At 34.0% G+C, this 21,939-nt stretch carries 17 protein-coding genes and 2 tRNA genes; 10 read left to right on the top strand and 9 right to left on the bottom strand.

What is annotated here, in order from left to right; all coding sequences use genetic code 11:
- The first annotated feature begins 110 nt into the window (after positions 1 to 110).
- The 3 genes from DG508_RS09760 (at position 111) to prfA (ending at position 5,041) form a co-directional block, all read left to right on the top strand.
- Positions 111 to 1,670 (top strand): peptide MFS transporter, encoded by a 1,560-nt coding sequence (locus DG508_RS09760; RefSeq protein ID WP_108867961.1) that lies wholly within the window; start codon positions 111 to 113, stop codon positions 1,668 to 1,670.
- Between the two features lie 227 nt (positions 1,671 to 1,897).
- Positions 1,898 to 3,790, top strand: a complete 1,893-nt coding sequence (locus DG508_RS09755; RefSeq protein WP_108867960.1) for a DUF5018 domain-containing protein — start codon at positions 1,898 to 1,900, stop codon at positions 3,788 to 3,790.
- 174 nt (positions 3,791 to 3,964) lie between these two features.
- Entirely contained in the window at positions 3,965 to 5,041 is a 1,077-nt protein-coding gene (gene prfA, locus DG508_RS09750; protein ID WP_108867959.1) for a peptide chain release factor 1, read from the top strand.
- 105 nt (positions 5,042 to 5,146) lie between these two features.
- Here prfA and lgt read toward each other — a convergent pair whose 3' ends face one another.
- From lgt to folE, 4 genes are all read right to left on the bottom strand, one after another.
- Positions 5,147 to 6,076 carry a prolipoprotein diacylglyceryl transferase gene (gene lgt / locus DG508_RS09745; protein ID WP_108867958.1) on the bottom strand — a complete coding sequence of 310 codons (930 nt, stop codon included), beginning with the start codon at positions 6,074 to 6,076 and terminating at the stop codon, positions 5,147 to 5,149.
- Positions 6,077 to 6,202: 126 nt separating this feature from the next.
- A complete protein-coding gene (yidD, locus tag DG508_RS09740; RefSeq protein WP_108867981.1) occupies positions 6,203 to 6,451 on the bottom strand; it encodes a membrane protein insertion efficiency factor YidD in 249 nt (82 codons plus the stop codon).
- Positions 6,452 to 6,475: 24 nt separating this feature from the next.
- Positions 6,476 to 7,972, bottom strand: coding sequence for a cysteine--tRNA ligase (gene cysS, locus DG508_RS09735; RefSeq protein WP_108867957.1), 1,497 nt, complete (start codon positions 7,970 to 7,972; stop codon positions 6,476 to 6,478).
- A gap of 37 nt (positions 7,973 to 8,009) precedes the next feature.
- Positions 8,010 to 8,687: a GTP cyclohydrolase I FolE gene (folE, locus tag DG508_RS09730; protein WP_108867956.1), complete on the bottom strand. Its 678-nt coding sequence runs from the start codon at positions 8,685 to 8,687 to the stop codon at positions 8,010 to 8,012.
- A gap of 287 nt (positions 8,688 to 8,974) precedes the next feature.
- On the opposite strand from folE, the gene DG508_RS09725 reads away from it, so the two are divergent.
- Positions 8,975 to 10,474 carry a T9SS type B sorting domain-containing protein gene (locus tag DG508_RS09725; protein WP_159090785.1) on the top strand — a complete coding sequence of 500 codons (1,500 nt, stop codon included), beginning with the start codon at positions 8,975 to 8,977 and terminating at the stop codon, positions 10,472 to 10,474.
- A 132-nt stretch (positions 10,475 to 10,606) separates the two neighbouring features.
- Positions 10,607 to 12,592 (top strand): T9SS type B sorting domain-containing protein, encoded by a 1,986-nt coding sequence (locus tag DG508_RS09720; RefSeq protein ID WP_159090784.1) that lies wholly within the window; start codon positions 10,607 to 10,609, stop codon positions 12,590 to 12,592.
- A gap of 66 nt (positions 12,593 to 12,658) precedes the next feature.
- Here the strand turns inward: DG508_RS09720 and DG508_RS09715 are convergent, their stop codons facing one another.
- Together DG508_RS09715 and DG508_RS09710 are read right to left on the bottom strand one after the other, a co-directional pair.
- A complete protein-coding gene (locus DG508_RS09715) occupies positions 12,659 to 14,176 on the bottom strand; it encodes an OmpP1/FadL family transporter (RefSeq protein ID WP_108867953.1) in 1,518 nt (505 codons plus the stop codon).
- Between the two features lie 103 nt (positions 14,177 to 14,279).
- A complete protein-coding gene (locus tag DG508_RS09710; protein ID WP_108867952.1) occupies positions 14,280 to 15,350 on the bottom strand; it encodes a hypothetical protein in 1,071 nt (356 codons plus the stop codon).
- Positions 15,351 to 15,449: 99 nt separating this feature from the next.
- Between DG508_RS09710 and proS the strand changes: the two genes are divergently transcribed.
- The 4 genes from proS to rpsT all read left to right on the top strand — a co-directional run bounded on the left by proS (position 15,450) and on the right by rpsT (position 17,499).
- A complete protein-coding gene (gene proS / locus DG508_RS09705) occupies positions 15,450 to 16,928 on the top strand; it encodes a proline--tRNA ligase (RefSeq protein WP_108867951.1) in 1,479 nt (492 codons plus the stop codon).
- A gap of 76 nt (positions 16,929 to 17,004) precedes the next feature.
- Positions 17,005 to 17,076 (top strand) — tRNA-Glu (locus DG508_RS09700).
- Between the two features lie 68 nt (positions 17,077 to 17,144).
- Positions 17,145 to 17,216, top strand: a tRNA-Glu gene (locus DG508_RS09695).
- Between the two features lie 34 nt (positions 17,217 to 17,250).
- Positions 17,251 to 17,499, top strand: a complete 249-nt coding sequence (rpsT, locus tag DG508_RS09690) for a 30S ribosomal protein S20 (protein WP_108867950.1) — start codon at positions 17,251 to 17,253, stop codon at positions 17,497 to 17,499.
- Between the two features lie 100 nt (positions 17,500 to 17,599).
- Here the strand turns inward: rpsT and DG508_RS09685 are convergent, their stop codons facing one another.
- The 3 genes from DG508_RS09685 to DG508_RS09675 are packed head-to-tail and all read right to left on the bottom strand — an operon-like array spanning position 17,600 to position 20,773.
- On the bottom strand, positions 17,600 to 18,838 hold the full coding sequence (locus DG508_RS09685; RefSeq protein WP_108867949.1) for a glycosyltransferase: 1,239 nt from the start codon (positions 18,836 to 18,838) through the stop codon (positions 17,600 to 17,602).
- 60 nt (positions 18,839 to 18,898) lie between these two features.
- Positions 18,899 to 19,675: a zinc ribbon domain-containing protein gene (locus tag DG508_RS09680; protein ID WP_108867948.1), complete on the bottom strand. Its 777-nt coding sequence runs from the start codon at positions 19,673 to 19,675 to the stop codon at positions 18,899 to 18,901.
- A gap of 3 nt (positions 19,676 to 19,678) precedes the next feature.
- Positions 19,679 to 20,773: a Nif3-like dinuclear metal center hexameric protein gene (locus DG508_RS09675; protein WP_108867947.1), complete on the bottom strand. Its 1,095-nt coding sequence runs from the start codon at positions 20,771 to 20,773 to the stop codon at positions 19,679 to 19,681.
- A gap of 101 nt (positions 20,774 to 20,874) precedes the next feature.
- Between DG508_RS09675 and lpxK the strand changes: the two genes are divergently transcribed.
- Positions 20,875 to 21,882 (top strand): tetraacyldisaccharide 4'-kinase, encoded by a 1,008-nt coding sequence (gene lpxK / locus DG508_RS09670; RefSeq protein WP_108867946.1) that lies wholly within the window; start codon positions 20,875 to 20,877, stop codon positions 21,880 to 21,882.
- The last annotated feature ends 57 nt before the right edge of the window (positions 21,883 to 21,939 follow it).

Raw genomic sequence — 21,939 nt, 5'->3', positions numbered from 1 at the left:
AGATGTGCGGGAGGCACAAGTTGGTATAAATAGGTATTTTTTAGTACTTCATTTTTAATTTTAAGTAAAGAATTGATGCTTTGTGTTTACTATAAATTTAAACACATTACATGAATTCAGATCAAGCTGTTACAAACCAACAGGAATTATTTGGACACCCAAAAGGATTACTATATTTATTTTTTGCAGAACTATGGGAGCGTTTTTCATTTTATGGGATGAAAGCACTTTTAGTACTCTATATGACCAAACATCTTTTGTATTCTGATGATAAATCATTTGGTGTAATGGCCGCCTATATGTCATTGGTTTATGTGACACCTATGATTGGAGGAATTATAGCCGATAAGTATATGGGGTATAGAAAATCTATTTTTCTAGGTGGGATTTTAATGGCAGCAGGACATTTTTTCCTTACCATTGAAACTCCTGTATTTTTTTATGGTTCCTTGGCATTAATAATTGTGGGAAATGGTTTTTTTAAACCTAATATCTCTACTATGGTTGGGTCATTGTATAGAGAAGGAGATAAAAGAAGAGATTCTGGATTTACAATTTTCTATTTGGGGATTAATCTAGGAGGAGCAATAGCTCCTTTGATGTGTGCATGGCTGGCAGAGTTATATGGATGGCATTATGGATTTTTGTTAGCTGGTATAGGAATGTTGGTAGGGTTGCTAGTATTTAAAAGAGGAACGCAATTACATGTTTTTGGTAATAAAGGATTGGTGCCAGATTTAAAAAGTTATCAAAAGAGAATATATGGGCTCAATAAGGGTGACTTGGTAAGTTTATCTGCATGGCTATCGGTTCCTGTGTTTGCATTGATAGTGCGGTTTAATGAATTTGAACACTATTTGGTATGGGTAGCCTCTTTGTTTTTGATAGGATATATAACTTACATTTTAACCCAAGTATCAATCAAGGAACGAAAAAGATTACTGGTTGCAGTATACTTTACCACACTGTATGCCTTATTTGCAGCTGTATTTGAGCAAGCAGGTAGTTCACTTACATTATTTGCAGATAGAAATGTAAATCTTATCGGGATCAATGCTGCCCAAACCAATAGTATAAACTCTATATGGATAGTTTTGCTGGCCGTTCCTTTTGCAGTGTTATGGACGTTTTTGAGTAAGAAAAAAGCAAATCCCAACTCAGCTGTTAAGTTTGGCTTGGGAATGTTATTTCTGGGATTAGGGTTTTTAGTTTTTGGGATGTCTGCAAACGAAGTAGATCAATATGCAAAAACCCCTATGTTTTATCTGGTTTTTGGGTATTTTATATTAACTATAGGAGAATTGTTTTTATCTCCCATCGGGCTTTCAAAAATCACAGAATTGTCACCAGTAAAATATGTTACGTTTATTATGGGGGTGTGGTTTTCTGCTAATTTCTATGGTCATTTCTTTGCTGGTAAAATAGCAAAACTTACAACCGTAAAAGAAGGAGAAGTTAGTACTTTTTCAGAAGGTGTTTTTGGAATTATAAGCGAGGCTATTACTGGGTTGTCAAATACAGTAGTAGAAGGAAGTAATGCAGAAGCTTTTCAGCAGTTATATTCTTATGTATCAGTATATGCTAATTTTGGAGTCATCACAATCTGGATAGGGATAATAGCAATACTAATTTCACCAATTATAAAAAAATTAATGGAAGGAGTACATTGATTTATCTCGCTTTATATACGATCTAATTCTGTTTTGGGAGGTGCAAGGGTATTGTGTTGCGAATATCAGAACCTTCAAGAGGTACACTTCTTGAAGGTTTGTTTTTAGTATAAGGATCAGTTTTTTTAGACTTGAAGATAGAGGACAAGGTTTTGACATACTTTTGGTACGGTATAATTGTAATTAATTGATATTTATTACTTTTGCGCGAATTTTAAACCCAAAAAATGAAAAAAATAATTGTAATGTTTCTTTTGTTAGGAACGATCATTTCTTGTTCTAGTGGAGATGATGCACAACCAAATGGAGGTTCTGGTAATGAATCAAGAAGCAGTGAAAAAGAAATCTTATCTGTTAAGTTTGTTGTTGAAGGAGAGGAGCATAAAGCGACATTAAGGAATGATTCAATTATTTATAAATTCCCTTCAGGTGCAGATATTACCAATCTTACTCCTGTGATAGAAATTTCTGAAAAAGCGACTATTAATCCAGCATCAGGAATTACATTAGACTTTACATATTCCCTTATTTTTGAAGTAACAGCAGAAGATAATACCAGTAAAGAGTATTATGCTGTGATTACCAAAGAAAATTCTGATACAAATATATATTATCATTCTTTTAATAATCTAGCGCCTGGAAGTTCCAGATATGATTTAATTAATAAAGTAAAAGAAGATCAAGATACGATCATTCATTATGTACCTTATGCAAGTCCGATAGAAGCCTTAGAAACAGTTATTGTTATTGATGATAAAGCAACTATTGTTCCTGCATCAGGAGAAACGTTGGATTTTACAAATCCAGTTAAACACATTGTAACAGCAGATGATGGTTCTAAACAAGAATATTTAGTTTTTGTAGAACTAGTACTGCCTCAATTAAGTTTGCCATCAGATATAGAGGATACGTTTAGTGGTAAAGAAAAAGGAGCTCTTGTTACCTTTAATGTAAATGAAATTAACCCTCATAAAGATAGTATCAAAGTTAATATCAAAAATGATGAACGCTCTTATGGATTGTTGGTTAATTCTATAGATGTTGATCAAAAGACGATAACTGTTCAACTTCCTGATGAATATATTAATGATTATTATAAAGTAGAAGTGTTTATAGAGCATGATAATTTTGATGTAAGTAGTAATTTTGTTTTAGATAAAGGAACTCCAAAATTCAGACAAGTAAACTCTGTATATGCATTAGGAGCAAGTAACCCAGTTAGAGAGTTATTGATACCAGATCAAATATTCTCGGTATCAGCTATCATTGATAAATCAAGATATGCTGACCATAATTTTTACCTCAGAAAAAATGGAGTAGAGTATCCATTAATAAGAAAAACGATGAGTAATAATTCAGATAGTTTTTCTTTGCAAATGCCAGATTTGATGACCGATATTGCAATTGCAGGTACAGGACATGAATTTGTAATTGAATTAGACGGAGTAAAGACAGTTTATGATTTTCTTAATAATGAAGGAAATTCAATTACAATAACAAAAGGAGAAGCACCTGTTGTAACAGGAATTAGAGAGAATGAATTATTTGTTAATAGTACATCGATAACATTGACAGGTCAGAATTTGTATTTTGATTATATTTCTTTTTCTAGAGTTCAAATAGAATTAATAAATGGAAGAGGAGATGTAGTTTTTAATACAACTACTTCTTATACAAATTATGTAAATACTACAGAAATGCGATTTGGTATTCATAGAAGTATCAAGCCAGGAACGTACCGCATACGCTATAAAGGAAATGTAGAAGCTTTTGGTTGGATAGATACAGGAGTAGATGTAACCGTTAAACTTCCTCCAAATCAGCATCCCACTTTGAATGTTTCAGAAGCAACACTATACAGTGATACTAGTGCAGTATTTCCAAGACAAGTTAGGGTTGCTTTTAATGAGAATATAGCAAGCTATACGATTAAAAAAATAGTTTTATTAGGGTCAAGTCCAGAACAGGAGATAGGAAGCTTTTTTACCTATCCAACCTCAGTTTTAACAGGAGAAATAAGTGGTTATTTTCAAGTTTTTAGTAATCGCACAGGGTATGTGCTCGTAGAAGATAATGGAGTAGAGTATGAAATATACTTTACACTAACAGTACAACGATAAAAGAATATAAATCATTAAATAAAAAGCCTTTTGGATATAATATCCAAAAGGCTTTTGTTTATTATAAAAAAAATGATTTGTGGTAAAGATATGAATGATAGATAATTAATGTTAGTATGGGTTTTGGGTAAAAAAGCGTACTTTTGTATCTTCTACAGATAGGAAATATTTACTATGATTGATAAATTAAATATTGTAAAGCAAAGATTTGACGAAGTGACTGATTTAATCATTCAACCAGATATCATTGCAGATCAAAAAAAATATATACAACTTAATAAAGAATATAAAGATCTTAAAGCACTGATGGATGTGCGTGATATTTATATAGAGCTTACCAATAATCTAAAAGAGGCAGAAGAGATTATTGCAGATGGTAGTGACGCTGAAATGGTAGAGATGGCAAAAATGCAGTTGGAAGAAGCCAAAGAAGAGTTGCCTAGTTTAGAAGAAAAAGTTCGATTCATGCTAGTGCCAAAGGATCCTGAAGATGCTAAAAACTGTGTGGTAGAAATTCGTGCAGGAACAGGAGGAGATGAAGCAAGTATTTTTGCAGGAGATTTATTCAGAATGTATACCAAATATTGTGAAGGCAGAGGATGGAGTACAAGTGTTGTTGATCTTAATGAAGGTACAAGTGGAGGATATAAAGAGATTATTTTTGAGGTCAATGGCGAAGATGTATATGGTATTTTAAAATTTGAAGCAGGTGTGCACCGAGTGCAACGTGTTCCTCAAACAGAAACCCAAGGGCGTGTGCATACCAGTGCAGCTACAGTAATGGTATTGCCAGAAGCCGAAGAATTTGATGTAGAACTAGATATGACAGAAGTAAGAATAGAAAGAACAACCTCTACAGGCCCAGGAGGACAATCTGTGAATACAACATATTCTGCCATTAAATTGCACCATGAACCAACAGGGATGATTGTAAGCTGCCAGGATCAAAAATCATCACATAAAAATCTTGAAAAAGCATTAAAAGTACTGCGCTCTCGATTATATGATATGGAACTAGAAAAGAAACAAGCAGCAGATTCTGAGAAACGTAAGAGTATGGTGTCTTCTGGAGATCGATCTGCAAAAATTAGAACATATAATTACCCGCAAGGTCGTGTAACAGATCACCGTATCGGTTTGACATTATATGATTTAGGTAATATTATTGATGGAGATATTCAGAAAATAATAGACGAACTTCAATTGGTGGCCAATACAGAGAAACTAAAAGAATCCAACGAAATATTTTAAATAAAAAATCCGATACAACGTATCGGATTTTTATTTTTACTACCTTTTTTTAAAACCAATTATTACTTCAATTACTGTTGAGTAAATACTGTAAGGTCTACTTTTTTATTCAGATATTTTATTCTTTGATCGTATTATAAAATAGATACCCGCAATGATAAATGGCACACTCAACCATTGTCCTGTAGATAAAGATTCACCAAGTGCGTCCTCAAACCCACCTTGACTTTTCTTAACAAATTCTACAAGAAATCTCACGGTCCATAATAAAATAAGGAATACTCCAAAAAGAAATCCTCTTTGATTTCTTTTATTAGTTTTCCAATAAATAAACCATAAAATAATAGCTACAAAAATATACCCGAATGCCTCATACAATTGAGCAGGGTGTCTATAGGGAACAGCATCTAACAAACCAGAAAATTTTGGATTCTCGACAATAGCCGCATATGCATTATTTACATGTTTTATTCCTGTTTCTTTTACTGCTTGAGATTTACTGATAGCTTCTCGAACAAATTTTACACCAAAAAGAGAATCTCCTGATTCTTCACCAATGATTTCAGAGTTAAAAAAATTACCAAGGCGAACAAATATTCCTCCAAAAGCTACAGGGATAACAATTCTATCTAATACCCATAATATATGTTTTTGGATTACATTTTTTGAGTAGTAATACATAGCAATAATAATTCCTATAGCAGCTCCATGACTTGCTAGTCCTTGAAATCCAATAAATTCAAACTCTGGCTTGAATCTAAACGGCAAAAGAATTTCTAACAAGTTGTTTTTATAATACCCCCAATCATAAAAGAAAACATGCCCTAAGCGAGCACCTAATAAAGTGGCGATAACTGCATAGATAAAGATAGAATCTAGCTTCTCCATAGAAATATTTTCTCGGATATAGATTTTTTTCATCAAATACCATCCTAGAGAAAAAGCAATAACAAACATTAGGCTATAGAAACGAATAACAAAAAAGCCAAGGTCGATTCCTTCAACTGGGTTCCATATAATTTTAGATAGTATCATGTATGAGTTTTATTTTTTTGAAAGTTAAATATAGGTATTTATACAACAAATTTGAATTGTTGTATAGGTAATCAAATAGCAAGCATATGTGTTATTAATAGTATAGCTATAAAACCACCTGTTGATTTATTTTTTTATAGATTCATTATCAATTTCGGGTACAGGATCATAACCACTCCCTCCCCACGGATGACAACTAAAAATACGTTTTATAGAAAGCCATCCTCCTTTTAATATTCCATGTTTCTGTAATGCTTCAATTGTATAATGAGAACATGTAGGTTGGTACCTGCATGTAGCAGGAGTCAAAGGAGAAATCAAATTCTGATATAACTTTACCAAGATGACAAAAGGGAATATCAGAATTTGTTTTATGTTTGCTTTTAAACCCAAAATAATTTAGTTTAATGAAAAACTTGTTCCATCTCTACCATCTTTAAGTTGGATCCCCATTTCTAATAATTGATCTCTAATTTTATCACTTGTAGCAAAATCTTTGTTCGCTCTTGCTTCTGCTCGTAAATTAATTAATAACTCAACAGTACCAGTAAGTTTATCGCTGATGTCAGAAGAGCTTTCGTTTATATTAACTAATCCAAGAACATCAAAAACAAAATTATGCATTGTTTGCTTTAGTAATTCGAGATCAGGAGCAGAGATTGTATTTTTTTGCTCTTTAATAGTATTGACAAACTTAACAGCATCAAACAATTTAGCAATCAAAATAGGGCTATTAAAATCATCATTCATTGCATCATAACATTCTTGTCTCCAAGATTGAATGTTAAATCCATTAGTATCTGTACTAATTGATAGATTATTTAAAGATTGTATAGCGTCTATTAGTCTGTAAAATCCTTTTTCTGACGCTTCTAATGCATCATTAGAGAAATCCAGAATACTTCTATAATGTGCCTGAAGCATAAAAAATCGTACAATTGTCGGGTCAAAAGGTTTGTCTAGAAAATCATTATTACCAGAGAATAACTCTCCTGGTGATATTGTATTACCCGTTGATTTAGACATTTTTTTACCATTAAGAGTAAGCATATTGGCATGCATCCAATAGTTTACAGGTTCATGTCCGCATGCAGCTTCTCCTTGTGCAATTTCACATTCATGATGAGGGAATTTTAGATCCATTCCTCCTCCATGAATATCAAAATGTTCCCCGAGATATTTGGTACTCATAACGGTACATTCTAAATGCCACCCTGGGAAACCATCACTCCACGGAGATGGCCACCTCATAATGTGTTGAGGTTCTGCTTTTTTCCAAAGGGCAAAATCTTGTGGGATTTTCTTATCACTTTGTGCAGATAGTTCTCGAGTATTTGCAATCATATCTTCGAGATTCCTACCACTTAATTTTCCGTAATGATAATCTTTATTGAATTTTTCTACATCAAAATATACAGAGCCATTAGCTTCATAAGCATAACCATTATCAATAATTGTTTTAATGGTTTCAATTTGTTCTACAATATGACCAGTTGCAGTAGGTTCAATACTAGGTGGAATAGTATTAAATTTTGACATTACATGATGAAAATCCAATGTATATCGTTGCACAATTTCCATAGGTTCTAATTGCTCCAATCGTGCTTTCTTTGCCACTTTGTCTTCACCTTCATCAGCATCATTTTCAAGATGCCCAGCATCAGTAATATTTCGTACATAGCGAACTTTGTATTCCAAATGTTTTAAGTACCTGAAAATTAAGTCAAAAGAAATAAAGGTACGGCAGTTTCCTAAATGAACATTACTATATACTGTTGGACCACATACATACATGCCAATATTACCTTCTGTAATAGGTATGAATGTTTCTTTTTGCCCTGAAATGGAGTTGTAAATCTTTAATTCTTGATTTGTATACAACGAAGTTGCTGCCATAATATAAATTGATGCTTATGAATTTTATTGAAAAAAATTAAAAAGTAGTGTCAAGCTTGATGTAATCCAAAAATTCTCTTTTTACAGATTCTTCTTTAAACTTACCACCAAATTCACTAGTAACAGTACTACTTTCTATGTCTCGTATTCCTCTTGAGTTTACACATAGATGCTTAGCATCCATTACACAGGCTACGTCTTTTGTACCAAGTACAGTTTGTAGATCTTGCACAATTTGCATTGTCAAACGTTCTTGTACCTGCGGGCGCTTTGCGTAATAATCTACGATACGGTTCATTTTTGATAATCCCACAACAGTACCATTAGAAATATAGGCTACATGAGCTCGACCAACAATAGGTAGTAAATGGTGTTCACAGGTTGAATATACAGTAATGTTTTTTTCTACCAACATTTCCCCATATTTATAATGGTTTTTGAATGTAGAAGCTTTTGGTTTTTTATCAGGGTGAAGCCCCGAAAAAATCTCATTTACAAACATTTTTGCAACACGTTGAGGGGTTCCACTAAGACTATCATCGCTTAGATCTAATCCTAAGGTTTCCATAATATGTTTTACATCTTCTTTAATCAAAGCAATTTTTTCTGCATCACTAAGTTTAAAGGCATCTTCTCTAAGAGGAGTAGTAGCGCTAGTAGCTATATGATTATCACCTAACGCTTCAATTGCTTCAAGGGCCTTATCTATTTTCACACTTCAAAATTTTATTATTTAATCAAAACTTTTATAAAGTATGATGAAGTTATATAATCTATAGGACATGTTCTAATAACTTCTTACTTTATTGTTTTTTGTAATTTAAATGGTAATTACATAGATACCATTCAGATTATAAGTCTGCAAAGATACAATTTTGTTGATTCACTCAGTAAAAGCTATGTTAAACAATTGCCTATATTAGGTTTATTATAGAAGTTATGTATATTTAAGTCCCAAATTGAACTATAACAAATAGAAAATAAAGTTTAAATGTTATGAGAATGGCAAAAATATTACCTAAAATTTTACTACTTTTTATATTTAAGAGTACTATTCTATCTGCTCAGGATTTTGATGTAGCATGTAGGATTGCTCGCCCTTTTTGTTCTGATGCTTCTCAGGAATTAACTTTTCCTAATACAATTGGTGATATGGATGGATTAGGTGAAATAGGATGTCTGAATACAACCCCAAATCCAGCTTGGTATTTTATTCGTATAGATCAACCAGGACGTTTGGTTTTTGATATCCAGCAATGGGTGGATGGTGATGAAGATAGTCGCTTGGATAGAGGAGAAAGACAATTAGATGTGGATTTTGTTGCTTGGGGGCCTTTTACTACTTCGTTTTTGAATTGTGATGTTTTATCCCAAGGATGTGATAATAATGGAGATGGTGATAATATACGCCCAGCAGAATGTGTGAACAATGTAGATGATCCATTATATTATATAGAAAATCAGGATAATACAAATATTATAGATTGTAGCTATGCTAGGACTCCAGATGATGATATTTTTATTGAGACATTAACTATACCTGAAGCTCAATCAGGTGAGTATTATATGATTTTAATTACCAATTTTGCTAATGAATCTGGTGTTATACAATTGCAACAAACAAATTTGGATGAACCAGGAGCAGGAACTACAGATTGTAGTATACTCGAGCCAGGTGTTGGTAGAGATATAGCTACTTGTGGTGATTTCCCTGTTACTATAGAAGGGCGATTTCCTGGGGACCCACCTAGTATTCCAGGTGCAGTATCTTTTAGATGGGCAAGAGCAGAGGTTGGAACAACTAATTTTGTTGATATTCCTGATCCTGAAGGTATGTTTCCTTTTCTGGAAGCCAATACAGAAGGAGTGTATAGATTAAGTGGTTTTGATACTACAGGTGCAGAAGTGCCTGAATCTCCCGATGATTTAGTGATTTTGGATGTGTCCTCGTCAGTGGTGTCGGTAGGATATTCTATTGCAGAAGAATCTTTTGCAGGAAGTTATACAATAACAGCGGTTGTAGAAGCAACTCCAGAAGTTGTAGCTGCAGGCTTTAATGATTTTGAATATAGGCTAGATAGAGATATAGGCAATGGCTTTATAGAATATAGACCTTTTCAATCCTCAGCAGTATTTACAGATGTTCCTCCTGGAGATTATTTTATTACCGCCCGGTATGCAAATTGCCCAGATAGCGAACAAAGAACAGACGTAATTATGATCTTGGGATATCCCAAATATTTTACACCAAATGGTGATGGTTTTCATGATACCTGGAGCCTTGTTAATATAGAAGGGCAACCTAATGCGTTGATCTATATTTTTGATAGGTACGGTAAGCTTCTTAAACAATTGAGAGCAGGAGGTCCAGGTTGGGATGGTACCTATAATGGAAAAAATATGCCTTCATCTGATTATTGGTTTAGAGTTGAGTTTAATGAGCCTAGAGATCCAAATATGCGAAGAAGAGTTTTTGCAGGTAATTTTTCGCTAATTCGTTAGCACTCTCTCTCTATTAATAAAAATATAAAAAAAACCTTTTAATCAATTAAAAGGTTTTTTTTATACAAAGGATTTATTAAATTTACTAGACCAATTATGGTCTTTTTTATCCCTTTTTTAATTGTTTTGATAATGAAATTTATATTTTACGAGTCAGAATTAAAAACAGGTGTCCACGAACTTCGTTTATTAGTATTTTTAATTGTTTTTTTAGGAGCATACCCTGCTATAGGTCAAGGTTCAGTTTGTTCTGATCCTATAGGAGATACTGGTGCAGATCCTTTCTGTAGTGTTGCAGGTATTGTTTTTCCTAATTGCAATAGTTTAAATTCTGATTGTACTGTAGAAGCAGAATCAGGTCCTGATTATGGTTGTTTAATATCGCAACCTTTTCCTGCTTGGTATTATTTGAGAATAAAAGACTCAGGAACAATGGAGTTTACTATTGTGCAAACACAAAATGAGGATGGAACAGGAACCCAGTTGGATGTAGACTTTATATGCTATGGTCCCTTTGATAACCCTGTTACACCCTGCGCTTCAGACCTCACGTTTAGTAATACAATAAGTTGTAGCTATAGTTCTTCTTATACTGAGTTTATGACAATACCCAATGCAGAAGCAGGTGAGTATTATTTAGTGCTGATAACGAATTTTTCGCAACTGCCAGGTTTTATTAATTTTCAGAAAACAGGAGGAACAGGAGTTACAGATTGCTCAATCTTGGAAGTGTTGTTAGGGCCAAATCAGACAGTTTGTGAAGGAGAAACGGTAGCGCTCAATGGTACGACTGATGGTGCTGTAAGTTATGAGTGGGCAATCTTTAATGAATCTACATCAGTGTATGATATGCTAATAGGGGAGACTACTCCTTTTTTGAATGTTACTACCTCTGGGAGGTATCAAATATCGGTAGAAGATACAGAAGGAGATGTGGTAACAGATGAGATTGAGATTACGTTTGTGGATAGGCCTTTGGTGAATGCAAGTGTTCCTGATCTTGTAGAATGTGCATCTTCTGTGATGAATCAAGATGTCTCGATTTTTGATTTAACAAAAAATAATATAAATATTCCAGAAACTCCCAATCTTGATTATAAGATTGTGTATTATGCCAATGAGGAGAATTATAATTCTGAAAAACCTATCCCAGAATCTGAGATTTCGGCTTTTAAGAATACAGATAACCCGCAAACGATATACGCTTCGATAGTGAATACGGCTTTAGATTGTGTATCTGATGTGCCTGCGCAATTTGATATATTGGTAACGCCTTTACCTTTTTTTATGGATAATGAATCTTTTATAGGTAAAAGGAGTGTATGTGTATTTCAAGATGGAACACCACAAAATGCGGTTGAACTGGGTGAGGATTTAGAAAAAATTGATGGGCAAAAATATATATATGATTGGACTCCTGATAATCTAGATATAGATGGGGATGGTAAGGAGGATGCTATTTTTGTAGTGACAGAGTTAACTGAAGAACAAAATTATACGGTGTCAATAACACGAGTAGGAGGGTCTGCTATGATTCCCACCTGTACCAATGCTATTAATCCAGAAACGGGCGAAAAGTATGAAATAACTTTAATTCCTACAGCGGCTCCGAATAAAGTGAATTATGAGGTGCGGGAAGAAGCTTTTTTTGATAGTTATACCATATCGGCAATTCCTGAGTTTTCTATAGGAGATGTTTCAGACTATGAGTATCAATTAAATGATGGAGAGTATCAAGATTCTCCAATTTTCACAAATTTAAGTTCAGGAGATTATATGATAACGATTCGTAATAAATTTGGATGTACCCCAGAGATTCGTTCTGAATTGATAGAATTGTTAGGATACCCTAAATATTTTACACCAAATGGTGATGGTTTTCATGATAGATGGAGTCTTGTAAATATTGAAGATCAATCCACAGCTCAAATCTATATATTTGATAGATATGGTAAATTACTTAAACAATTACGAGCAGGAGGATCAGGATGGGATGGTACTTATAATGGAAGAAATATGCCTTCGTCAGAGTACTGGTTTAGGGTTGAGTTTGATGACCCTACTAGTTTAGATACAAAAAGAAGGGTATTTTCAGGAAGTTTTTCTCTAATACGATAATAAAAAAAAATAAGCCTGGAAACAATAGTGTTATTTACAGGCTTATTTTTTTAAGATATCAGTACTTTAAAAATTCATTCCTAATGTAAATGTTAAGTTTTCTGTGTAGTTATCTACAGAGGTGAAATTGCTAAAACCAGAATTAGGGTAAAAATTTTCTGTATATTCTTGTTCTGAGTAATCATAGGCAATATCAAACTTGAATTTTCCGAAATCAAAACCTGTTCCTAGCGAAAACCCTGTTTTGTCTCCCATAACCAGTTCGTTTTTATATGGGCTCTCCTCAAAAACATATCCACCTCTTACACTCCAGTTGCCATGTCTCCATTCTGTACCAATTCTAACAGTAGAAGTGCCTTGTAGGTTACGATCTATTTCTCTGTTGGTATTGGTAAAGCTAATTCCTTCATCAGAACTTAATTTTGTGGTTGAGTAATCTTTATAGGCGTAATCCAAACTGATTAACCCTTGCTTACCAAATAAAAAAGCAATACTACCTGTTGCTTTTGCAGGAGTTCGTAATCGATATTCTGGAAAAATATTTATTACATCAGGATCTGTAAAATATGTTTCGTTTCTATCACGACTATAAGTTTCTAATTGTTGTATGGTTTCTTCTTCAATATAATATACTGTAGGAGATTCAAGAGAAGCACCAAGACGAATCATATTGGATATTTTGGCGATACCTCCGATTTGTGCAGAAAGACCAGCTCCTGTAGTAGATAGTTTATTAGTAAAAATTACTTCATTAATAATGCTTCCTGTATTATTATTTGCTTCATAAAACTCAGTAACTCTATCGTAGTTAATAAAATGAGTATTAAGGTTAACTCCTATATAAAAATCCTTATTAATTTGCATTCCTCCGTTTATAGTAAACTTTCCATTTAGTCCTGTACTTTCTGTAAAATATTCTTGATCAAAATTACCAGGTGCTATATTAGAAATATAAGAGGTGTTACTTGGGATTGAATCTCTTTCTTCAATAATAAAAGCTTCACGACCAAGAAAAGCTTGTTGTGCAGCATATCCTTCTTGTTCTCCTAGATAGTTGTAATGACCACTGATGCTTTCTCCAGCTCTTCTTGAAATCAGGCTTAAAGGAAATCCTTGTGCTTCTGTACGAAAGAAACTTTCTATAGAGGTGTTGCTTTGACCATTTGTAAATAATTTATTGGCATTATCTGTAGTCTGGCCATAGGTTAGTCCTAACGATATTTTGTTGATCCCAGAAGAATCATCGTTCTGATAATTGTTATATACAAAAACAGCTCCTATTTGGTTAAAATTTAAATTACTTGAGTTGCGATTATTAGATGTTCCGAGGTAATTAGTATCATTATTAATATTTCTGGAAGAAATTGTTACAGAACCAAAAGAATTTAAAAAAACAGCAGAACCAGCAGGATTTATTTGTAAGGCGGATAGATCTCCTCCAAGAGCTCCAAAGGCACCACTCATACCTCTGTATCTAGCAGTTCCTAGAATGTTTTGTTGAGAATACCTCAATGCATCATTAATATCTTGAGCATTCAAAAAAGACATAGATAATATACCTATGAATAAGAATAGCTTTTTCATTTACTTTTTAATTTTTAATTAGAGAATTTCTCAATAACTAGGTAAGATATTCAAGAGTTTTATTGACTATACGTTTAATTACATAAAGTGTTTAAAGAAAATTTTAGTTTCTTCCTCGACTTCTACCACCTCCACGGCTTCCACTACTTCTTGATCTACTGCCGCCTCCAGATCTAGAAGCACCACTACTACGAGATGAGCTACCTCTTGAGTATCCTGAGCTTCGACTTCTAGAAGAACTTCTTGATGAAGGAGAGTAACTTCTACTTCTTGTAGAAGAGCTACTTCTAGAACGCGTTGTAGGGCTTGAGTATCTAGAACTACTTCTGCTAGGAGAAGAAGAGCGAGAACGAGAATATGTGCCACTGTTTGATGAACGGTTGGAGTAGCTAGATGATGATCGAGTTCGTCGTGATGCATTTACTCTTCTACTATTATTATATCCTTGTCTACTTCTGTTGTAAGCAGATGACTTTCTTGATCTGTTATAATTTGAGTTATAAGCTCTACGACTTCTGGTAGAATATGCGTATGAATTTCTTGCTCTTCTGTTATAGGCAAAATATCTATTTCTTCCGCGATATGGATATCTATTATAGTAACCGTAATTACCAGCATAGTATGGTCTGAAAAAAGGTGGGCAATAAAACCCTCCATACCAATGTGGATTGTTCCATCCTATTCCCCAATTTCCCCAATAAGAACCATAATAACCGCCCCATCTAGGCCCATACCAGTTATTAAATCCCATTCCCCAATAAGGTTGTCCATACCATCCTCCAGCAAATCCTGTATTGATCACATTGATGCTTACTTCATCATGGTTGCTACCCCATGCAGGTTGCCCTGTTTCATAACCTAAGGCAGTAGCTGTGGTATCTGCTTCATCATATTCACCACTAGAATATGAATCGATATCGGTGAAAACGGCATCATCTTCAATAGCATTATCTATCTGCGAAGATTTTTCTGAAAAATAATTCGCATAATAACTCGTTTCTTGATTTGTAGCTCTGGGTTGAGATTCAGTGTTTTTTTGGCTTCTTGCTTCGTCATAAATGCCATCTCTATAAGATGTGTATTCATAAGAACCACAGGACGTCAACATAAGTGTAGAGGTAAGTAGTAAAAAACCTACAGCTCCTTTTTTCTGAAAATAATTTTTAAATCGCATATCTTCCTATTTTATTGTCGAACAATACAAATTTAGTTAGTTTTGCGCTAACTAAATTATATTTAACAAAGTCACAACATTTGTGCCAAATAGCAGTTTATGAGTAAGAATTTAACAAAGCGTAGTGAAGATTATTCAAAATGGTATAATGAATTGGTCGTAAAGGCTGATCTAGCCGAGAATTCGGCAGTAAGAGGATGTATGGTAATTAAGCCCTATGGATATGCTATTTGGGAAAAAATGCAGGCTGAATTGGATAAAAAATTTAAGGAAACGGGGCATCAAAATGCATATTTTCCATTATTTGTACCTAAAAGTTTGTTTGAAGCAGAAGAGAAAAATGCAGAAGGTTTTGCAAAAGAATGTGCTGTAGTAACTCATTATAGACTTAAAACTGATCCTGAAGATGCTTCTAAGTTGATTGTGGATCCAAATGCAAAACTAGAGGAAGAATTGATTGTAAGACCAACTTCTGAGGCTATTATCTGGAATACTTATAAAGGATGGGTGCAATCTTATAGAGATCTTCCTATTTTGGTAAATCAATGGGCAAATGTAGTGCGTTGGGAAATGCGTACAAGACTGTTTCTTCGTACTGCAGAGTTTTTATGGCAAGAAGGGCATACTGCACATGCAACAAGACAAGAAGCTATTGCAGAAACCGAGCAAATGAATAATATATATGCAGATTTTGTAGAAAGCTTCATGGCAATTCCTGTTATTAAAGGAAGAAAAACTGAAAGTGAGCGTTTTGCTGGTGCAGAAGATACGTATTGTATTGAAGCATTAATGCAGGACGGAAAAGCTTTGCAAGCGGGTACTTCACATTTCTTGGGACAGAATTTTGCAAAAGCTTTTGATGTTAAATTTACTACTAATGAAGGTAAGCAAGATTATGTATGGGCGACCTCTTGGGGGGTTTCTACTCGTTTGATGGGGGCTTTGATAATGACTCATAGTGATGATAATGGATTGGTGTTGCCTCCAAACTTGGCTCCAATACAGGTAGTAATTGTGCCAATATATAAAGGAGAGGAACAATTGAATCAAATTTCTGAAGTAGCCAATGGGTTAGTTGCTGATTTAAGATCTAAAGGTGTTTCTGTAAAGTTTGATAATAGAGATACGCATAGACCTGGAGCCAAATTTGCTCAATATGAATTACAAGGGGTGCCTTTGAGGATTGCTATAGGGCCTAAAGATTTAGAGAAAGGAACGGTAGAGTTAGCTCGTCGTGATACATTGACAAAACAGTTTGTTTCTAAGGATAAAGTGGTAGAGACGATAGAGTCATTATTAGTAGAGATTCAAAACAGCTTGCATCAAAAAGCAACACAGTTTAGAGATGAGCATATAACAAGAGTAGATACTTTTGATGAGTTTAAAGATGTTTTAGAGAAAAAAGGAGGATTTGTTTCTGCACATTGGGATGGAACCCCTGAGACAGAAGAAAAGATAAAAGAGTTGACTAAAGCGACGATTAGATGTATTCCTTTTGATGCAGAGGAAGAAAATGGAAAATGTATTTTTAGTGGTAACTTATCTAAAATCAGAGTGTTATTTGCAAAGGCGTATTAAGGGTGAAGAAAAAAATGAAATAACACTTGCGCCATTCAAAAATAGTTGTATTTTTGCATCCGCAATTAGGCAACATGGCCCGTTCGTCTATCGGCTAGGACGCCAGGTTTTCATCCTGGTAAGAGGGGTTCGATTCCCCTACGGGCTACAAATATTGAAATTAATTGTAAGTTTAAAGTGAAAGCTTTAAATTTGCAATCCTTGAAAAAGGAAAATGGCCCGTTCGTCTATCGGCTAGGACGCCAGGTTTTCATCCTGGTAAGAGGGGTTCGATTCCCCTACGGGCTACGAATTTTATAGTAAAAAATTTAATAGAAGAGAGATGGCAAATCATAAGTCAGCATTAAAGAGAATCAGAAGTAATGAGACAAAGCGTCTTAGAAACAGATATCAACATAAAACAACGCGTAATGCTATCAAGAAATTACGTGAAGCTGACAAAGAAGGGGCTACGGCTTTACTTCCTAGTGTAGTGTCTATGCTTGATAAGTTAGCAAAAAACAATATTATTCATAAGAATAAGGCAGCTAACCTAAAATCTCAGCTAACAAAATATGTAGCTGCTTTATAAGAAGTGCTACTTTATTTATATACGTCAAAGGCAGAAGTGTTATTTACTTCTGCCTTTGTCTGTTATTAAAAATCGTGTAATGCTTGCTTTGTTGTATGTGTTATGCTTTATTTTTTTCCTCTATCCAGCGAGCCATGAATTCAGTGCTTCTCATGGTGTGATGTTGTAAAAGGTTTCCAATGAAATTTTGTGTACGATGTTTGGGTAATTTTTGTTGTAGAGTTTTGATGCGATTTATAAAAAGGGAAGAGAAATTGCTCTTTTGGAATTTAGTGTTTATGATCTCTACTCCATTTTGCTGTGACTGTTGCCATAAATTTTTGTTGTTGAATATTTTTATAGCAGCTTTGGCAAAATTTTCAGGATCGTTTGTTATAAAGCCATTCCAGTCTGATTCTTCGTCGAGCATTCCTTCTGCACCAATAGATGTTGTTACGCTAGGAGTTCCATATAACATTGATTCAATAAGCTTTCCTTTGATCCCTGCTCCAAATTGAAGCGGAGCTAAGCAGACTCTAGATTTGGATATTACATCTTTGGAATTTTTTGCCCATCCTTTGATGAGAAACCCTTCTTTTGGATTGTGTAATTGAGTTGCTTTAGGGGGTGGGTATGCTCCGTAAATATGTAGTTCTGCTTCTGGTAATTCTTTTTTGATAAGTGGCCAAATAATTTCTTTGAGATATAGTATGCTATTCCAATTTGGAGCGTGACGAAAGTTGCCTATAGTGACAAAGTGGTTTCTATCTTCGTAGCAAGGCCATTTTTCTTGGGTTATTGAGGTGATTGGGTCAAAGAGGAGGGGTAGGTAGAATAGAAGGTTTTGATCTATCTTAAAAGTGTCTTTGAGTAGTTTTGTTTCAAAGTCTGATATAATTAATGATAGATCGCATCTGTAGATGCTAGCTATTTCTCTTTTGGAGTGATCACTATTTAAAAGGTCTTGTGTGTTGAATTCTTTTTTCTTTTTATGAGCCTCGTGTCTTGTTTTTCTTAATGAGTGTAGGTCTTCTGTGTTTAGTATTTTTAATACATTAGGAAGATGTTTTGTTACTCTCCACCCAAATTGTTCTTCTGTCATGAATCTATCAAATAGTACAGTGTTTGGTTGTAGCTCTTTGATGAAGGTATCAAAATTTGGGTTATTGATTTCTATGGCTGCTTGAGTTATGTTTAATTCATCAAGATTAGCCATGTGTTCGGTTTGGATTGCGGGGCTGGCAAAAGTGATCTTCCAATTTTGAGATAAAAATAACTTGATGAGTTGTAGCATTCTGCTTCCAGCAGCAGATGAATTAGGTTCGGGCCAAACAGCACCTATGATAAGAAGATGATTCATTGTTGGTGTAATCAAAAAAGCCCCAGTAAAACTGAGGCTATGTATATTGAGTAATCTTTATTATAGTTTTGAGAAAAGAGTTTCCATTTTCTCTTTTTCTTCTCTGGCTAATTCTTGATCTACCAAGATTCTACCACTGTGCTCATCTGTAATGATTTTTTTACGAGAAGCAATTTCCATTTGCACTTGCGGTGGAATGGTGAAGAATGATCCTCCTGATGCCCCACGCTCAATTGGTACTACTGCAAGACCATTTTTTACGTTGTTGCGTATTCTCTTGTATGCTTTGATTAAGCGATCTTCGATTTCTTTTTGGTAATCTTCAGATTTAGAAATTAACGCTTGCTCTTCTTTTTCTGTTTCAGCTAGAATCGCATCAAGTTCTCCTTTCTTGTGTCCAAGATGTTCATTACGTTCACCAAGTTTTGTTTTGGTTTGGTTAATGATTTCATTCTTTTGAACGATTTGAGCTTTGTGTTCTTTGATGTGCTTTTCTGCTAATTGAATTTCTAATTCTTGAAATTCCATTTCTTTGCTGAGAGAGTTGTACTCGCGATTATTACGAACATTTTTTTGCTGTTCTCCGTATTTCTTGATTAACGCTTTGGCTTCTTCGATCAGGTTTTTCTTATTCTTGATGCCTTCATCAATAACATCAAGGTCATTGTTTAGCTTATCTAATCTTTTGTTTAATCCGGCTACTTCATCTTCAAGATCTTCAACCTCTAATGGTAACTCTCCTCTTACGTTTCTGATCTCATCGACTCTAGAGTCAATTAATTGCAAGTCATATAAAGCTCTTAATTTTTGCTCAACAGTAACTTCTTTCTTTGCCATGTTTTATATGTATTGAATAGGATTGGTATTTTTATCCGATAAAATGATTGCAAAATTACTGATTTTTTTTCTAAGATAACTAACAATTAGGTTTTTTGTGTACTGTTCACTTTCATAATGACCAATATCTGCAAGAATTAAATTTCCTTCGGCTTCATAAAATTGATGGTATTTTAAATCTGAAGTAATAAATATATCAGCGCCAGCATATCTAGCATTATTAATTGCAAAACTACCGCTACCTCCTAATACTGCTACTTTTTTGATAGGTTTGCTTAATAGAGCAGAATGTCTCACACATCCTGTTTTGAATACTTTTTTTATATGATTTAAGAAATCAATTTCGTTTATTTCTTCATGAAGTTCACCGATCATTCCTATCCCAATATTTTGATTTTTATTTTCAAGAGTAGTGATTTCGTACGCAATTTCTTCATAAGAATGATTTTTGAAAAGTGCTGAAAGGATCTTTTTTTCGTTATGTCTTGAGTATGTGACTTGTATTTGAGTTTCTTTTTCGTGATGTATCTTTCCTATTTTGCCTATTGAGGGATTTGCATTTTCTAATGCCCTAAAGGTGCCTGTTCCTTCTGAGGAAAAGCTGCAGTTGTCATAATTACCTATACTTCCTGCTCCAGCTTCAAAAAGTTTATGTCGTAGTGTCTCTGCTTCATTAATAGGGGCATAGGTGACTAATTTTTTAATGTTTCCACTTTGAGGAATAAGAATTTTACGATTGATTAGTTCTAATTGCTCACACATCATATTGTTCACTCCATGTAAAGCATTGTCTAATGCGGTATGAATTGCAAAAATGGCAATGTCATTTTTGATGGCTTTCATTATCACGCGCTCTACATAATTGTTTCCATTGATTTTTTTAAGGCCTTTGAACACAATAGGATGAAAACTTACAATTAGGTTGCAGTTATTTTCTATGGCTTCATCTACTACACTTTCTAGTGTGTCTAGAGTTACAAGTACGCCTGTTAACTGTGTGTGTGAGTTTCCAACTAATAAACCTACATTGTCAAAATCTTCTGCGTACGCTGTTGGGGCTAGCGCCTCAAGATGTTGTATGACCTCTTTTATTTGCATTATAATTTGTCTTTTTCTGAATAAAAAAATGAATGTAAAAAAACTTTTGTCAATAATCAAAGTTTCGTTTTATACTTTTGCTTTGACAAAAAATAAAACTTGTGAATTTACTGAGGAAACTACTCTTGCCTTTTGTGCCATTTTATTATATAGTGACATGGTTGCGAAATTTATTGTATGATATGGGGATTAAGGAATCTACAGAATATAACTTTCCTTTGATAGCTGTGGGGAATCTAAGTGTAGGGGGTACTGGTAAATCTCCTATGGTAGAATATCTTATAATATTGCTGAAAGAACAGGTAATGTTGGCAACTCTAAGTAGAGGATACAAAAGAGAAACTAATGGATTTCAGCTGGTGACTCCTTTTTCTACAGCAAAAGAAGTTGGAGATGAACCACTTCAGTTCAAAAAAAAATTTAAAGAGATTACTGTTAGTGTTGATGCTGATAGGCGTTCAGGAATAGCAAAGTTAAGGTCTTTATCTCCTCAGCCTGAAGTAATCTTGTTGGATGATGCCTATCAACATAGAAAAATCAAGGCGGGATTCTATATTTTGCTTACTGCTTATTATGATCTTTATTGTGATGATATAACCTTGCCTACGGGAAATTTAAGAGAGCCTAGGAAAGGTGCTAATAGAGCAAACATTATTGTGGTGACAAAGTGCCCTAGTGATTTGTCTCAAGAAGAAAAAGAAAGGATTACTGGTAGGTTAAATATTCAATCACATCAGTATTTGTTTTTTACAACAATTAGTTATGGAGAAACTGTTCGGAATACTTCTAAGGCAATTTCTATCGATAATTTTAAAAACACTTATTTTACTCTAGTAACAGGAATTGCTAACCCAAAACCATTGGTTGATTATTATAAGTCTTTGGGGTTGAAATTTGATCATATTAGTTTTCCAGATCATCATAATTTTACGGATACAGAGTTGAAGGAGCTAAATAATCTGGAGTTGATTATCACTACAGAAAAAGATCATGTAAGATTAGCCTCTTATATTGCAGAGGAGAAATTATGGTATCAGCCTATTAAAGTGGAATTTGTAGAAGATGCAAGCTCTTTTGATACTAAAATACTAGAGTATATCCAGAAATAGTATCGTAATCATATTTTTTTTGTGTTGAAAATAGGGGAGTGAAGAGTGAAACTTAAA

Origin of the sequence: Aquimarina aquimarini, assembly GCF_900299535.1 — a bacterium.
Taxonomy (GTDB): domain Bacteria; phylum Bacteroidota; class Bacteroidia; order Flavobacteriales; family Flavobacteriaceae; genus Aquimarina; species Aquimarina aquimarini.
This window is presented reverse-complemented; position numbering and strand designations above follow the sequence as displayed.

Excerpts from the sequence above, each read along its gene's own strand:
- DG508_RS09715 (WP_108867953.1), bottom strand. The coding sequence starts at position 14,176 with ATGAAAAAGCTATTCTTATTCATAGGTATATTATCTATGTCTTTTTTG.
- DG508_RS09755 (WP_108867960.1), top strand. The coding sequence starts at position 1,898 with ATGAAAAAAATAATTGTAATGTTTCTTTTGTTAGGAACGATCATTTCT.
- DG508_RS09710 (WP_108867952.1), bottom strand. The coding sequence starts at position 15,350 with ATGCGATTTAAAAATTATTTTCAGAAAAAAGGAGCTGTAGGTTTTTTA.
- DG508_RS09685 (WP_108867949.1), bottom strand. The coding sequence starts at position 18,838 with ATGAATCATCTTCTTATCATAGGTGCTGTTTGGCCCGAACCTAATTCA.
- DG508_RS09680 (WP_108867948.1), bottom strand. The coding sequence starts at position 19,675 with ATGGCAAAGAAAGAAGTTACTGTTGAGCAAAAATTAAGAGCTTTATAT.
- cysS (WP_108867957.1), bottom strand. The coding sequence starts at position 7,972 with ATGGCAGCAACTTCGTTGTATACAAATCAAGAATTAAAGATTTACAAC.
- DG508_RS09720 (WP_159090784.1), top strand. The coding sequence starts at position 10,607 with ATGAAATTTATATTTTACGAGTCAGAATTAAAAACAGGTGTCCACGAA.
- DG508_RS09725 (WP_159090785.1), top strand. The coding sequence starts at position 8,975 with ATGGCAAAAATATTACCTAAAATTTTACTACTTTTTATATTTAAGAGT.
- proS (WP_108867951.1), top strand. The coding sequence starts at position 15,450 with ATGAGTAAGAATTTAACAAAGCGTAGTGAAGATTATTCAAAATGGTAT.
- DG508_RS09760 (WP_108867961.1), top strand. The coding sequence starts at position 111 with ATGAATTCAGATCAAGCTGTTACAAACCAACAGGAATTATTTGGACAC.
- prfA (WP_108867959.1), top strand. The coding sequence starts at position 3,965 with ATGATTGATAAATTAAATATTGTAAAGCAAAGATTTGACGAAGTGACT.
- DG508_RS09675 (WP_108867947.1), bottom strand. The coding sequence starts at position 20,773 with ATGCAAATAAAAGAGGTCATACAACATCTTGAGGCGCTAGCCCCAACA.
- lgt (WP_108867958.1), bottom strand. The coding sequence starts at position 6,076 with ATGATACTATCTAAAATTATATGGAACCCAGTTGAAGGAATCGACCTT.
- rpsT (WP_108867950.1), top strand. The coding sequence starts at position 17,251 with ATGGCAAATCATAAGTCAGCATTAAAGAGAATCAGAAGTAATGAGACA.